General features: G+C 74.3%; 13 protein-coding genes. 11 read left to right on the top strand and 2 right to left on the bottom strand.

What is annotated here, in order from left to right:
- The first annotated feature begins 72 nt into the window (after positions 1–72).
- From ppdK to PGB27_RS27450, 9 genes are all read left to right on the top strand, one after another.
- Positions 73–2,754 carry a pyruvate, phosphate dikinase gene (ppdK, locus tag PGB27_RS27490; protein WP_274203638.1) on the top strand — a complete coding sequence of 894 codons (2,682 nt, stop codon included), beginning with the start codon at positions 73–75 and terminating at the stop codon, positions 2,752–2,754.
- A 428-nt stretch (positions 2,755–3,182) separates the two neighbouring features.
- Positions 3,183–3,707: a (2Fe-2S)-binding protein gene (locus PGB27_RS27485; protein WP_274203637.1), complete on the top strand. Its 525-nt coding sequence runs from the start codon at positions 3,183–3,185 to the stop codon at positions 3,705–3,707.
- Positions 3,707–6,199, top strand: a complete 2,493-nt coding sequence (locus PGB27_RS27480) for a xanthine dehydrogenase family protein molybdopterin-binding subunit (protein WP_274203636.1) — start codon at positions 3,707–3,709, stop codon at positions 6,197–6,199. The genes PGB27_RS27485 and PGB27_RS27480 overlap by 1 nt, the downstream gene beginning before the upstream one ends.
- Positions 6,196–7,065, top strand: coding sequence for an FAD binding domain-containing protein (locus PGB27_RS27475; RefSeq protein ID WP_274203635.1), 870 nt, complete (start codon positions 6,196–6,198; stop codon positions 7,063–7,065). Before PGB27_RS27480 ends, PGB27_RS27475 begins: the two co-directional genes overlap by 4 nt.
- Positions 7,066–7,190: 125 nt before the next feature.
- Positions 7,191–8,069 carry an SRPBCC family protein gene (locus tag PGB27_RS27470; protein ID WP_274203634.1) on the top strand — a complete coding sequence of 293 codons (879 nt, stop codon included), beginning with the start codon at positions 7,191–7,193 and terminating at the stop codon, positions 8,067–8,069.
- Between the two features lie 102 nt (positions 8,070–8,171).
- Positions 8,172–8,963 (top strand): hydroxyethylthiazole kinase, encoded by a 792-nt coding sequence (thiM, locus tag PGB27_RS27465; RefSeq protein ID WP_274203633.1) that lies wholly within the window; start codon positions 8,172–8,174, stop codon positions 8,961–8,963.
- Positions 8,960–9,592, top strand: a complete 633-nt coding sequence (gene thiE / locus PGB27_RS27460; protein ID WP_274203632.1) for a thiamine phosphate synthase — start codon at positions 8,960–8,962, stop codon at positions 9,590–9,592. Before thiM ends, thiE begins: the two co-directional genes overlap by 4 nt.
- Before the next feature lie 5 nt (positions 9,593–9,597).
- Positions 9,598–10,614, top strand: a complete 1,017-nt coding sequence (locus PGB27_RS27455; RefSeq protein WP_274203631.1) for a P1 family peptidase — start codon at positions 9,598–9,600, stop codon at positions 10,612–10,614.
- A gap of 13 nt (positions 10,615–10,627) precedes the next feature.
- Positions 10,628–11,293, top strand: a complete 666-nt coding sequence (locus tag PGB27_RS27450) for a helix-turn-helix domain-containing protein (RefSeq protein WP_274203630.1) — start codon at positions 10,628–10,630, stop codon at positions 11,291–11,293.
- On the opposite strand, the gene PGB27_RS27445 is transcribed toward PGB27_RS27450, so the two are convergent.
- Positions 11,279–11,677: a VOC family protein gene (locus PGB27_RS27445; protein WP_274203629.1), complete on the bottom strand. Its 399-nt coding sequence runs from the start codon at positions 11,675–11,677 to the stop codon at positions 11,279–11,281. The genes PGB27_RS27450 and PGB27_RS27445 overlap by 15 nt on opposite strands.
- Positions 11,678–11,738: 61 nt before the next feature.
- Here PGB27_RS27445 and PGB27_RS27440 point away from each other — a divergent pair, with 61 nt between their 5' ends.
- Both PGB27_RS27440 and PGB27_RS27435 read left to right on the top strand, forming a co-directional pair.
- Positions 11,739–12,638, top strand: coding sequence for a DNA-3-methyladenine glycosylase family protein (locus PGB27_RS27440; protein ID WP_274203628.1), 900 nt, complete (start codon positions 11,739–11,741; stop codon positions 12,636–12,638).
- Between the two features lie 4 nt (positions 12,639–12,642).
- Complete coding sequence (locus PGB27_RS27435; protein WP_274203627.1) at positions 12,643–13,107, top strand: HAD family hydrolase; 465 nt, start codon at positions 12,643–12,645, stop codon at positions 13,105–13,107.
- Here PGB27_RS27435 and PGB27_RS27430 read toward each other — a convergent pair.
- A complete protein-coding gene (locus PGB27_RS27430) occupies positions 13,104–13,580 on the bottom strand; it encodes a methylated-DNA--[protein]-cysteine S-methyltransferase (protein ID WP_274203626.1) in 477 nt (158 codons plus the stop codon). The two genes, PGB27_RS27435 and PGB27_RS27430, sit on opposite strands and share 4 nt — an antisense overlap.
- Positions 13,581–13,663 lie beyond the last annotated feature (83 nt).

The following is a 13,663-nucleotide window of genomic DNA, read 5'->3' as shown; positions in this document are numbered from 1 at the left end:
CGTGGTCCGGCGGCGCGACGCCGTGACAAGGTTCCCCGACGAGGACCGGGGGACGGGACGGGGACGGGACACATGACCAAGTTCGTGTACGACTTCGCCGAGGGTGACCGCGACCAGAAGGACCTGCTCGGCGGCAAGGGCGCCAACCTCGCCGAGATGACCAACCTCGGGCTGCCGGTGCCGCCCGGGTTCACGATCACCACCGAGGCCTGCCGGGCCTACCTCGCCGACGGCCACGAGCCCGCCGGACTGGCCGACGAGGTCACCGAGCACCTCGTCGCCCTCGAGAAGACGATGGGCAAGCAGCTCGGGCAGGCCGACGACCCGCTGCTGGTCTCCGTGCGCTCCGGGGCGAAGTTCTCGATGCCCGGGATGATGGAGACGGTCCTCAACGTCGGGCTCAACGACGCGTCGGTGCACGGCCTCGCGACGCAGGCCGGCGACGAGCGCTTCGCCTGGGACTCCTACCGGCGCCTCATCCAGATGTTCGGCGCCACGGTGCTCGACATCCCGGCCGAGCACTTCGCCGACGCCCTCGACGACGCGAAGAGGGCCAAGGGCACCGCGGACGACCTCGACCTCGACGCCGACGACTTCCGCACGCTCGTCGAGACGTTCAAGGGCGTCGTGCGGGAGCAGGTCGGCCGCGACTTCCCGCAGGACCCGCGCGAGCAGATGGACCTCGCGATCCGCGCGGTGTTCGACTCCTGGAACTCCCCGCGCGCGAACGTCTACCGCCGCCAGGAGCGCATCCCCGCCGACCTCGGCACCGCGGTCAGCGTCTGCTCGATGGTGTTCGGCAACCTCGGCATGGACTCCGGGACCGGCGTCGCCTTCACGCGCGACCCCGCGTCGGGCGCCCAGGGCGTGTACGGCGACTACCTGCAGAACGCCCAGGGCGAGGACGTCGTCGCGGGCATCCGCAACACGCTGCCGCTCACCGAGCTGGAGCGGATCGACAAGACCTCGTACGACCAGCTCATGGACATCATGAGGACGCTGGAGAACCACTACCGCGACCTCTGCGACATCGAGTTCACCATCGAGCGGGGCAAGCTCTGGATGCTGCAGACCCGCGTCGGCAAGCGCACCGCCGCGGCGGCGTTCACCGTGGCCTGCCAGCTCGTCGACGAGGGCCTCATCGACATGGACGAGGCGCTCCAGCGGGTGACCGGCGCCCAGCTGGCCAACCTGATGTTCCCCCGGTTCGACCGCGACGCCGAGAAGGAGCTGCTCACCACGGGCATGAACGCCTCGCCCGGTGCGGCCAGCGGCATCGCGGTCTTCGACTCGCCGACGGCGGTGCGCCGCGCGAAGGCGGGGGAGAAGGTCGTGCTGGTCCGCCGCGAGACCAACCCCGACGACCTCGACGGCATGATCGCCGCCGAGGGCGTGCTGACCAGCCGCGGCGGGCGCACCTCGCACGCCGCCGTCGTCGCGCGGGGCATGGGCAAGACCGCGGTCTGCGGCGCCGAGGAGCTCGAGGTCGACGTCCGGACGAGGACGATGACCGCCCCCGACGGCCGCGAGGTCGTCGAGGGCGACACCATCTCCATCGACGGCACCAACGGCGAGGTCTACCTCGGCGAGGTCCCCGTGGTCGCGAGCCCGGTGATGTCCTACTTCGAGGGGTCGACCGGCCTCGCCGAGAACGACGACCTCGTGGCGGCGGTCGACCGGATCATGCGCCACGCCGACGCCGCCCGGCGGCTGCGCGTGCGGGTGAACGCCGACACCGGCGAGGACTGCGCGACGGCGCGGACCTTCGGCGCCGAGGGCGTCGGGCTCTGCCGTACCGAGCACATGTTCCTGGGGGAGCGCCGCGAGCTCGTGGAGACGCTCGTGCTCGCCGAGACCCAGGACGAGCGCGAGAAGGCGCTCGCCGCGCTGCTGCCCCTGCAGATCGAGGACTTCACCGCGATCTACCGCGCGATGGAGGGCCTGCCGGTCACGATCCGGCTGCTCGACCCGCCGCTGCACGAGTTCCTGCCCGACCTCACCGAGCTCTCCGTCGAGGTCGCCGTCGCCCGCGAGCGCGGGGAGCTGACCGAGGAGAAGGAGGAGCTGCTCGCGAGCGTGCGCCGCCTGCACGAGCAGAACCCGATGCTGGGGCTGCGCGGCGTGCGGCTCGGGATCGCGGTCCCGGGGCTCTACGCGATGCAGGTCCGCGCGATCACGCGGGCGGCCGCGGGGCTGGCGGCCGAGGGCATCCGCGTGCTCCCGGAGATCATGGTGCCGCTGGTCGGCACCGTGCAGGAGCTGCAGGCGGTCGCGGCGGAGATCGCCGAGGTGGTCGCCGAGCCGGAGTCGCTGGTGGACGGCGAGCCGGTGGAGCACCAGATCGGCACGATGATCGAGCTGCCGCGCGCGGCCCTGGTCGCCGCGCAGATCGCCGAGGTCGCCGAGTTCTTCTCGTTCGGCACCAACGACCTCACGCAGACCACCTGGGGCTTCTCCCGCGACGACGTCGAGAGCTCGTTCTTCTCCGACTACCTCGAGTCGGGCATCTTCGGCGTCTCCCCGTTCGAGTCGCTGGACACCGAGGGCGTCGGTGAGCTCGTCGAGATCGCGTCGTGGCGGGGTCGCGAGGTGCGCCACGACCTCAAGCTCGGCATCTGCGGGGAGCACGGCGGCGACCCGGACTCCGTGCACTTCTTCCACCACGCCGGCCTGGACTACGTGTCCTGCTCGCCGTTCCGGATCCCCGTCGCGCGGCTCGAGGCGGGGCGCGCGGCGACGTCGTCGGCGGGCTGAGCAGAGCCCGACGACGGGCTCGCCCGGCGTCGCGGCGCGTGTGCTCCGCGTGACGGCGCCACCCCTCCGAACGGAGGGGGGCGTGGCTGTCCGGGACGCTCTCTTTCGGACGGCGCCCACCGGCGCTCGGCGCTCGTCGTGCCGCAGGTACGGCGCGACGGACGTCGACTCTCCGCGGCTGCGGAATCAGCACCCGAATGGCCTCCCACCAGGACGTTTACCGACCGGATCCGGGCCCCGAGTGGATGTTGCGCCACCCCGACGAGGGGGGTGTGATGTGTCCGCCACCACGCCGGAGTTGGTCGGCAACGCGTGTGCGCCGTCGTGACGGCGGCGCGCACGGTTCGCAACAACACCACCACCACGTCCTCGGTCACGTTCGTCGGGCTCCGGTGCCCCGTCGCGCGGCCGAGTGAGGAGTGAGGTCCATGGCACGCATCCGGACCACCGTCGACGGACTCGTCTACGAGGACGACGTCGAGCCCCGCATGCTGCTCGTCCAGTACCTGCGTGAGCGACTCGGCAAGACGGGCACGGTGATCGGCTGCGACACGAGCAACTGCGGGGCGTGCACCGTCCACCTCGACGGCCTGAGCGTGAAGTCGTGCTCGGTGCTCGCCGTCCAGGCGAACGGCAGCGAGGTCCTCACCATCGAGGGCCTCGAGCGGGACGGCCAGCTGCACCCCATGCAGCAGGCGTTCCACGACAACCACGCCCTGCAGTGCGGCTACTGCACGCCCGGCATGATCATGCAGTCGATCGACCTGCTGGGGGAGAACCCCGACCCGTCGGAGCAGGAGATCCGCGAGGGCATCGAGGGCAACCTCTGCCGCTGCACCGGCTACCAGAACATCGTGCGCGCCGTCCAGGACGCCGCCTCGAAGATGAAGCCGGGCGCGTCCGCGACCGCCGACTCCGGCGCCAAGCAGACCGTCGCGGGCGGGGGCGCCTGATGACGACGACCGAGAACGCACCGACCCAGGAGATCGGGCGGGACCGCCGCCGCAAGGAGGACCGCCGGCTGATCACCGGGCGCACCCGGTGGACCGACAACCAGGCCCTCACCGGCCTGCTCCACATCTCGGTGGTGCGCAGCCCCTTCGCGCACGCGGAGATCAAGGGCATCGACACGTCGGCGGCCAAGCAGGTCCCCGGCGTCGTCGCCGTCTACACGGCCGCCGACCTCGGCGCCGACCAGGTGCAGCTGCCCTGCGCCTGGCCGGTCACCAAGGACATGAAGGCCCCGCAGCGTCCGGCCCTGGCCGGCAGCCGGGTCAACTTCGCCGGCGAGGGCGTCGCGGTGGTCGTCGCCCGCAGCGCGGCGATCGCCAAGGACGCCGCCGAGCAGGTCGAGGTCGACTACGACGAGCTCGAGCCGGTCCTCGACATGGAGGCCGCGCTCGCCGACGGCGCGACGCTGGTCCACCCGGAGATCGGCACCAACGCCAACGCGCAGTGGGTGTTCGACTCCGGCGAGGCCGGCTCGGGCGGCAGCGTCGCGGAGGCGCTGCAGAAGGCCGAGTCGGACGACGACCAGATCATCGTCAAGCGCCGCTTCCGTCAGCAGCGCCTCGTGCCGGTGTTCATGGAGCCCCGCTCCACGGTGGTCGACCCCAGCGGCGAGCAGCTCGTCATGTGGTCGTCGACGCAGGTGCCGCACATCCTCAAGACGATGCTGGCGCTGACGCTCGGCCTGCCCGAGCACAAGATCCGTGTCATCGCGCCGGACGTCGGCGGCGGCTTCGGCGGCAAGATCGCCGTGGCCCCCGAGGAGGTCCTGACGCTGCTGGTGGCCCAGAAGCTGGGCAAGCCGGTGAAGTGGACCGAGACCCGCTCGGAGTCGCTGCTCACCGCCCACCACGGCCGGGACCAGATCCAGGACCTGACGATGTCCGTCACCAAGGACGGGCAGATCACGGGCCTGGACGTCAAGCTCCTCGCCGACATGGGCGCCTACCTGGGCCTCGTCGGGCCGGGCGTGCCGATCCTCGGCGCGTTCATGTTCAACGCGATCTACAAGATCCCGGCGTACCGGTTCGACTGCACCAACGTCTTCACCACCAAGACGCTCACCGACGCCTACCGCGGCGCCGGTCGCCCGGAGGCCACCTTCGGGATCGAGCGCCTGATGGACGAGGCGGCCCTCGAGCTCGGCATGGAGCCGATGGAGTTCCGCCGGAAGAACTGGATCAAGCACGAGGAGTTCCCGTACACCACGGTCAGCACGCTGACCTACGACACGGGCAACTACGAGGCGGCCACCGACCAGGCGCTGCAGATGTTCGACTACGACGGCCTGCGGCGTGAGCAGCAGGAGCGTCGTCAGCGCGGCGACGTCAAGCAGCTCGGCATCGGCATCTCGACCTTCACCGAGATGTGCGGCCTGGCCCCGTCCCGCGTGCTCGGCTCGCTCGACTACGGCGCCGGCGGCTGGGAGACCGCGTCCATCCGGATGCTGCCCACCGGCAAGGCCGAGGTCGTCGTCGGCGTCAGCCCGCACGGGCAGGGCCACGAGACCGCGTTCTCGCAGATCGTCGCCGACCAGCTCGGCGTGCCGTTCGACGACGTCGAGATCCTCCACGGCGACACGCAGTCGTCGTACAAGGGCCTCGACACCTACGGCTCGCGCTCGCTGGCCGTCGGCGGCATCGCGGTCGTCAAGGCGGCCGAGAAGGTCATCGAGAAGGCCAAGCCGATCGCGGCGCACATGCTCGAGGCCTCCGAGGGCGACCTCGAGTTCTCGGGCGGGCGGTTCACGGTCAAGGGCACCGACAAGGGCGTGGGCATCCAGGACATCGCGCTCGCGGTGTTCGCGGCCCACGACTACCCGGAGGGCATCGAGCCCGACATCGACGCCCACGCGACGTTCGACCCGGAGAACTTCTCGTTCCCGCACGGCACGCACCTGTGCGCCGTGGAGGTCGACACCGAGACCGGCTTCGTGCAGCTCTACAAGTACGTCTGCGTCGACGACGTCGGCAACGTGATCAACCCGCTGATCGTCGAGGGCCAGGTCCACGGCGGTCTCGCGCAGGGCATCGCGCAGGCCCTGTTCGAGGAGGCCGCGTACGACGACCAGGGCACGCTGCTCTCGGGCACGCTGGTCGACTACACGCTGCCGACCGCGGCGGACCTGATCAGCTTCGACACCGCGAACACCACCACCGCGTCGACCACCAACCCGCTCGGGGTCAAGGGCGTCGGCGAGGCGGGCACGATCGCCTCCACCCCGGCGGTCGTGAACTCGGTGCTCGACGCGATCCGGCACCTCGGTGTCAAGGACATCGACATGCCGACGACCCCGTACCGCGTCTGGAGTGCGATCCAGAACGCCTCGGGTCACGCCGGGCGTGCCGACGAGGCGAACGTGGCCTCGCCCGGCGCGGGCCTCGGCTCCACCGCCAGCGACATCTCGAGGGGCGACACCCAGGGAGGACACCTGTGATCCCGGCCCAGTTCGACTACGTCCGGCCGACCACCGTCGAGGAGGCGATCCAGGCCCTGCGCGACGGCGGTGACGACGCCAAGCTCCTGGCCGGCGGCCAGAGCCTGCTGCCGGTGCTGCGCCTGCGCATGGCGGACCCCTCGCTGATCATCGACCTGGGTGGCATCCCGGAGCTCAAGGGCGTCCGGGAGGAGGGCAACGAGGTCGTCGTCGGGGCCATGACGTCGCACTACGACGTCACCCGGGACGACACGCTGCGCCAGCACGTCGCCCTCATCCAGGAGGCGACGAAGACCGTCGCCGACCCGCAGGTGCGCCACAAGGGCACGCTCGGCGGGGCGCTCGCCCACGCCGACCCGGCCGGTGACCTCGCGGCGCCGGCGCTGGCCCTCGACGCGCAGTTCGTCATCGCGGGACCCAGCCAAGATGGATCCGGGACGGGCACCCGCACGGTGGGGGCCGCGGACTTCTTCGAGGACTACTTCACCACCGCCATCGGCGAGGGTGAGCTCCTCACCGAGATCCGCTTCCCGAAGTACACCGGGTGGGGCGCGCGCTACGAGAAGTTCAACCGGGTCGCGCAGGCCTGGTCGATCGTCGCGGTCGCCGCGACGGTGAAGGTCGACGGCGGCACGATCTCCGACGCCCGCATCGGCCTGACCAACATGGCGGGCACCCCGGTGCGCGCCCGGGCCGTCGAGTCGGCCCTGGTCGGGCAGAGCGCCACCGAGGAGAATGTCCGCAAGGCCGCCCAGGCCGCCGCCGAGGGCACCAGCCCGACCGCGGACGCGGACGCCGGCTCCGACTACCGCGAGCACCTCGCCAGGGTGCTCACGGGTCGGGCCGTCCTCGCGGCCGCGGGCTGAGGCTCGACCGACGACCGATCGTCTCGACAGCGACGGCCCGCTCCGCATCCTGCGGTGCCCGCCCGGGTACCGGACAGGGCGGGGCGGGCCGTCGCCGTCGTCCGAGCGCACCCAGGAGGTACTGCGTGAAGCTGGAGAACGAGTTCACCGTCCCGGTGGACATCGACACCGTGTTCGACGCCCTGAACGACCCGGAGAAGGTCACTCCGTGCTTCCCCGGCGCCACCCTCGACTCGCACGAGGGCGACGACTTCACCGGCACCGTCAAGGTGAAGCTCGGCCCCATCTCGATGACCTACAAGGGCAAGGGCACCTTCGTCGAGCGCGACAAGACCAACCACAAGGTCGTCGTCGACGCTCAAGGCCGTGACTCGCGGGGCAACGGCACCGCGTCGGCCAAGGCGACGCTGACGATGACCGACGAGGGCGGCAAGACCAAGGTCAACGTCCTCACCGAGATGCAGGTGACCGGCAAGCCTGCGCAGTTCGGCCGCGGTGTCATGTCCGACGTCGGCGACAAGATCCTCGGGCAGTTCGCGTCCTGCCTCGCCGACGAGTTCGGCAGCAGCAGCGCGGGCGGCACCGCGGCGCCGACCGTCTCGGGCACCGACACGGCCGCGACCGGCGGCAACGGCACCGCGCCGGCGCCGGAGGCCGTGGCCGCCGGTGGTGACGCCGCCCCCGTGACCGCGCCGCCGTCGCCGACGCCCGTGGCGTCGGGCTCGGGCGCGCCGACGGCCGCGTCGATGCCGACCACGGTGGCCGAGGCCGCCAAGGGCGACACGGGCGCGAAGCCCGGCGCGTCGGTCGGTGGCGCCACCAGCGCCGCCGGCGAGGCCGCGGCCCAGCCCGCCGGCCAGCGCCGCCAGCAGGTCGAGGCGATCGACCTGCTCGACAGCTCGCGCGACGCCATCCTCAAGCGCCTCGTGCCGGTGGGCATCGGCGCCGGCGTGCTCGCCGCGATCATCGCGATCATCCTCGTGGTGCGCGGCCGCTCGTCGTAGGTACGTCAGCTGGTCTGAGCGAAGGGCCCCTCCGGTCGAGTAGATCGACCGGAGGGGCCCTTCGCTCGTGTACGGGGTGGCGCGAGCGGCTAGGCCCGGGACATGAGCGCGCCCCTGCTGGACAGCCTGCGCGAGCGGACCCCGCTCGTGCACTGCGTGACCAACCTCGTCGCCACGACGTTCTCCGCCAACGCCCTGCTCGCGGTCGGCGCCTCCCCGGCGATGGTCGAGGACGCCGAGGAGGCCGCCGAGCTCGCGGCCGTGGCCGGGGCGCTGGTCGTCAACACCGGCACGATGTCGCGGTTCCGCGCGGAGGGCATGCACGCGGCCGCGAGCGCGGCCCGGGACGCGGGGACGCCGTGGCTGCTCGACCCGGTGGGGGTCGGCCCGCTCTCGCTGCGCACGCACGTGGCGTCGGAGCTGCTCGGGCTCGGGCCGACGGTGGTGCGCGGCAACGCCTCGGAGATCCTCGCCCTGGCCGGGCGCGAGGGCGGGGGCCGCGGAGTGGACGCGACCGTGGGGGTCGAGGACGCCGCCGACGCCGCCGACGAGCTGGCCCGCACCCACGGCACGGTCGTGGCCGTCAGCGGCGTCGTCGACCGGCTCACCGACGGCACGCGCGTCCACCGCGTCGGCGGCGGCCACCCGCTGATGGGCCGGGTGACGGCCATGGGGTGCGCGCTCGGCGCCGTCACCGCCGCCTTCCTCGCTGCCGCCCGGGCGACCGGTGACGACCCGCTGACCGCCGCCGCTGCCGCGCACGCCGTCGTCGGCGCGTCCGGGGCCGCGGCCGGTGCGGCGGCACGGGGCCCCGGTTCGTTCGTGCCGGCCTGGCTCGACGAGCTCGCGCTCGTCGACGGCGCCGCGGCGGCGGCCCTGGTGGACCCGGCATGACGCCCCTCGACCCGCGCCTCTACCTGGTCCTCGACCCGGTGCACGGGCCCGCCGACCCGCTCGCGGTGGTGCACGCGGCCGTCGAGGGCGGGGTGACGGCCGTGCAGGTCCGGGCGCCCGCGGCCACCGGGCGGGCGCTGTTCGACGCCACCCGCGCCGTCGTCGCCGCGCTCGCCGGCACCGGCGTCGCGGTGATCGTCGACGACCGCCTCGACGTCGCGCTCGCCGCCGGCGCTGACGGCGTGCACCTGGGCCGCCACGACGTGCCGCCGGCGCAGGCCCGGCGCATCGCGGGGTCCGGGCTGTCGATCGGCTGGTCGGTGACGGGCCCGGGCGACCTGCGGGCCGCCGACCCGGCCGTCGTCGACCTGCTCGGGATCGGCCCGGTCTTCGCCACGGCGACCAAGCCCGACGCCGCACCCGCGACCGGGCTCGACGGGCTGCGCACGCTCGCGGACGGGGCGCGGGCGCTCGGGGTGCCGTCCGTGGCCATCGGCGGCATCGACGCGGGCAACGCCGGCGACGTGCTCGCCGCCGGCGTCGACGGCCTCGCGGTCAGCTCGGCGATCGCCGCCGCCCCGGACCCCGGCGCCGCGGCCCGGGCGCTGCGCGCGGCGCCTCTAGGCTGATCACCGTGCACCCCGGCGCCACCAACACGATCGTCGACGTCCCGGGCCTGCAGGTCGGGCACGCGGAGCTGACGGGGGAGGGCGCGCTGTCGGGCACGACGGTGGTGCTGCCCGGGCCCGCGGGGGCGGTCGCCGGGGTCGACGTGCGCGGGGGCGGCCCCGGCACGCGGGAGACCGACGCGCTCGACCCGAAGACCCTCGTCGAGCGCATCCACGCCGTCGTGCTCACCGGCGGCAGCGCCTACGGCCTCGCGGCCGCCTCGGGGGTCGCGGACGCGCTCGGCGCGCAGGGCCGCGGCTTCCCCGTGGGCCGGGGTCCGCTCGAGGTGGTGCCCGTGGTGCCCGCCGCGGTGGTCTTCGACCTCGGCCGGGGCGGCGACTTCAGCCGCCGCCCGACCGCCGGCACGGGCGCGGCGGCGCTCGCCGCCTGCTCCGCCGACCCGCCGGCCCAGGGCGTGGTCGGCGCGGGGACCGGGACCGTGATCGGCGGGCTCAAGGGCGGGGTCGGGTCGGCGTCGGCGGTGCTCTCGGACGGCACCGTAGTCGCCGCGCTCGTGGTCGCCAACGCCGCCGGCTCCGCGGTCGACCCCGTGACCGGCGAGCTGTGGAGCCTGCGCCACCGCTACGACGGCGACGCCGAGCACCCGGCCCTGCCGGTCGACCGCTCGACCCTGCTCACCACCCTGCGCAGCGCCGCGGCCCCGCCGACGCTCAACACGACGATCGGCGTCGTCGCCACCGACGCCGGCCTCTCGGTCGCGCAGTGCGCCAAGCTCGCCGCGGTCGGGCAGAGCGGCCTCGCCCGCGCCGTGCGCCCGGCCCACGGCATGACCGACGGCGACACCTTCTTCGGGCTCGCGACCACCGATCGCCCCGCGCCGGACCTCGCGGGCCTCCAGGAGCTCCTCACCGCCGGCGCGGACTGCGTGACCCGCGCCGTCGCCCACGCCGTGCTGGCGGCGCACTCGGTGGAGACGCCGGGCGGGCGCTGGCTCGCGTACCGGGACGTCGTGGGTCCGTAGCACCATGGAGCCCGTGGCGGGCTACCGCGAGCGCCGGATCGCGCCCGGCGTCGTGCTCTGGAGCAGCGACGGGGCACCGGGCACGATCCTGCCCGACGGGTGCCTCGACCTGATCTGGAACGGGCGCGGGCTCGTCGTCGCCGGGCCGGACGCGGGGCCCCGCGTCCACGACGGGGGCGGGCGGGCGCACGTGGGCCTGCGGTTCTCCCACGGGCGCGGGCCGGGGTTCCTCGCCGTGCGCGCCGACCACCTGCGTGACACCACCGTCGACCTCGACGCCGTGTGGTCCGACGCGGCCGCGCGGGCGCTCACCGCCCGGGTCGCCGACGATCCCGCCGGGGCGCTGGCCCACCTGGTGACGGCCAGACCGCCCGCGCCCGGCGAGCGCTTCGGCGCGCGCGTGTTCGCGGCGCTCGCCCGCGGGCAGGACGTCGCGGGACTCGCCGACGACCTCGGCACCACGTCCCGCACCCTGCACCGGCGCTGCCTACCGCTCTTCGGCTACGGACCCCAGCACCTCGGGCGCATCCTGCGCCTGCAGCGCGCCCTGGCCCGCGCCCGTGCCGGGACGCCGTGGGCCGAGGTCGCGGCCGTCGAGGGTTTCGCCGACCAGCCGCACCTGGCCCGCGAGGTCCGGGCGCTGGCGGGCACCACGCCGACCGGGCTACTCACCCGGTAGCGGCGCGAAGAGGTCCACCGACCCGCCGTCCGGGTCGTGCACGGTCGCGTAGCGCATGCCCCAGAACGCGTCCCAGGGCTTGAGCTCACCGTGGTACCCGGCGTCGACGAGCGAGGCGTAGGTGGCGTCGACCTCGGCGGGCGAGTCGCACGCGAACGCGAGCGCGCTGCGGGTGCCGCCGGTCGGCGGCGTCCAGGAGGGGTCGAAGGAACGGATCGTGGCCTCGGTGTCGAAGGCCAGGCGCAGCCCGCCGCCGAGGTCGACCTCGACGTGCGGCTGGTCGTCGGCCTCGGGCGGGGCGTCGATGCCGAGGCGGCGGTAGAACGCGAGCGTGGTGGCCATGTCGGCGACGACCAGCTCGACGACGGAGAGTCGGGGTGCCATGTCCGTCACCGTAGGGAGGCTCGGCGGCGCGGGGCTTGGAGCGATCGGACAGGATGCGCCCGTGCTGCACAGCGAGGAGCGCACGCTGGGGTTCACCGCGCCGCTGTGCCCCGACAACCTCTTCGGCCACCTCGTGGCCACGGCGGTCCCGGGCGTCGAGGAGTGGCACGACGGCGCCTACCGCCGCACGCTCGCGCTGCCCGGCGGGCCGGGGGTGGTCGCGCTGCGCCCGGGTGCCGACGCGGTCGCCGCGACGCTGACCCTCACCGACCCCGCCGATGCCGACGCGGCGGCGCGCCTGGCCCGGCGCGTCCTCGACCTCGACGCGGACCCGCGGAGCGTCGACGCCACCCTGCGCGCCGACCCCGTGCTGCGCCCGCTGGTCGACGAGGCCCCGGGCCGGCGGGTCCCGGGGTCGCCCGACGCCGACGAGTTCGCGGTGCGCGCGGTGCTCGGCCAGCAGGTCTCCACTGCCGCCGCACGTACCCACGCCGGTCGGCTCGTGCGCGGGCACGGCACGCCCCTGCCCGACGGGCTCGCCGGGCCCGGCAGCACGCTGACCCACCTCTTCCCGTCCGCGTCCGCGCTCACCGCCGTCGACCCCGGCGAGCTCGGCATGCCCCGCACGCGCAAGCGCACCCTCCTGACGCTGGTGCGGGCGCTGGCCGACGGCGAGGTCGTGCTCGACCCGGCCGACGTCCCGGGCTCGCGCGCGGCGCTGGCCGCGCTGCCGGGGGTCGGGCCGTGGACCGTCGACTCGGTCGCCATGCGCGCGCTCGGCGACCCCGACGCCTTCCTGCCCACCGACCTCGGTGTCCGCGTGGCCGCCGAGCGCCTCGGCCTCCCGGCCCGCGACCGTGACATCGTCGCCCACGCCGAGACCTGGCGGCCGTACCGCGCCTACGCCACGCAGTACCTCTGGGCGGCGCTGGACCACGCCGTGAACACCATGCCAGGGTGATCGCGTGGACACGGACGACGCCCTGTGGGGCGCGCTCGACCGCGTGGCGGAGACGCCGGCCCTGCTCGTGGCCTGCGCGTTCGACGGCGCTTTGGCCCCGGACGAGGGCGACCCCGCCCAGGCCCGCGCGGAGCAGGTGTCGTCCGAGGCGCTCAACGTCCTCATGGCGCTGCCCGCCACCACCGTCGCCGTGGTGTCCGACCGGCCCGCCGACGAGGTCGCCGAGCTGATGTTCCTGTCCGGGTCGAAGGGCGGCGCGCGCGTCGTCGCCCCGGAGGGCCTCGGCGCCCTGCGCGACGAGGTCGGCGCGACGGCGCTGGTCGCCGTGGGCGTCGCGACCGACGGCGGCGCCGACGACGTGGTCGTGGGCGTGGGGGAGGACGGCGCCCCGGCGCCCTACGAGGTCGAGGACGTCGACGACGTCGCCGAGCTGCTCGAGGAGCTGGCGAGCCTGCGGCGACGGCTCTAGAACAGCAGCGTGTCCCGGGCCTCGAGGTCGAGCAGGGTGCGCTTGCGCTCGAGGCCGCCCGCGTAGCCGGTCAGGCTGCCGTCGGCGCCGACGACGCGGTGGCAGGGGACGACGATCGCGACCGGGTTGCGGGCCATCGCCCCGCCGACCCGCCGGGCCTCGCCCGGCCCGAGACCGACGGCCGCGGCGAGCTTCCCGTAGCTCACCGTCTCGCCGTACCCGACCGCCGCGAGCCCCTCGAGGACGCGGCGGTCCCACGCCGGGTGCGCGGAGAGGTCGACGGGCACGGTGAACTCCCGCAGGGTGCCGTCGAGGTAGGCGTCGATCTCGCGGCGGGCAAGGTCGAGGACGTCGGCGGCGGGCTCGTGGTCGGGGCCGTGGTCGGGCCCGGGGGAGAAGCCCAGCAGCGTGAGCCCCCGCGGCGACGCGTCGAGGTGCAGCGGACCGATCGCGGTGTCGTGGACGACGCTCATGCCCGGGAGAACCCCGCGTCGCGCCGCCACGTGGCACGTGTCAGCGAAGTGCCGTTGCGGACACTCAACGTCCGCAACGGCAC

Origin of the sequence: Actinomycetospora lemnae (genome assembly GCF_028737315.1) — a bacterium.
Taxonomy (GTDB): Bacteria; Actinomycetota; Actinomycetes; order Mycobacteriales; family Pseudonocardiaceae; genus Actinomycetospora; species Actinomycetospora lemnae.
Note: the sequence above shows the minus strand (reverse complement) of the source record. Positions and strands in the feature narration are given on the sequence as shown.

What these genes read in the sequence shown, in the direction of transcription:
- ppdK (WP_274203638.1), top strand. Translation starts at nt 73, where the DNA reads ATGACCAAGTTCGTGTACGACTTCGCCGAGGGTGACCGCGACCAGAAG.
- PGB27_RS27485 (WP_274203637.1), top strand. Translation starts at nt 3,183, where the DNA reads ATGGCACGCATCCGGACCACCGTCGACGGACTCGTCTACGAGGACGAC.
- PGB27_RS27480 (WP_274203636.1), top strand. Translation starts at nt 3,707, where the DNA reads ATGACGACGACCGAGAACGCACCGACCCAGGAGATCGGGCGGGACCGC.
- thiM (WP_274203633.1), top strand. Translation starts at nt 8,172, where the DNA reads ATGAGCGCGCCCCTGCTGGACAGCCTGCGCGAGCGGACCCCGCTCGTG.
- thiE (WP_274203632.1), top strand. Translation starts at nt 8,960, where the DNA reads ATGACGCCCCTCGACCCGCGCCTCTACCTGGTCCTCGACCCGGTGCAC.
- PGB27_RS27445 (WP_274203629.1), bottom strand. Translation starts at nt 11,677, where the DNA reads ATGGCACCCCGACTCTCCGTCGTCGAGCTGGTCGTCGCCGACATGGCC.
- PGB27_RS27430 (WP_274203626.1), bottom strand. Translation starts at nt 13,580, where the DNA reads ATGAGCGTCGTCCACGACACCGCGATCGGTCCGCTGCACCTCGACGCG.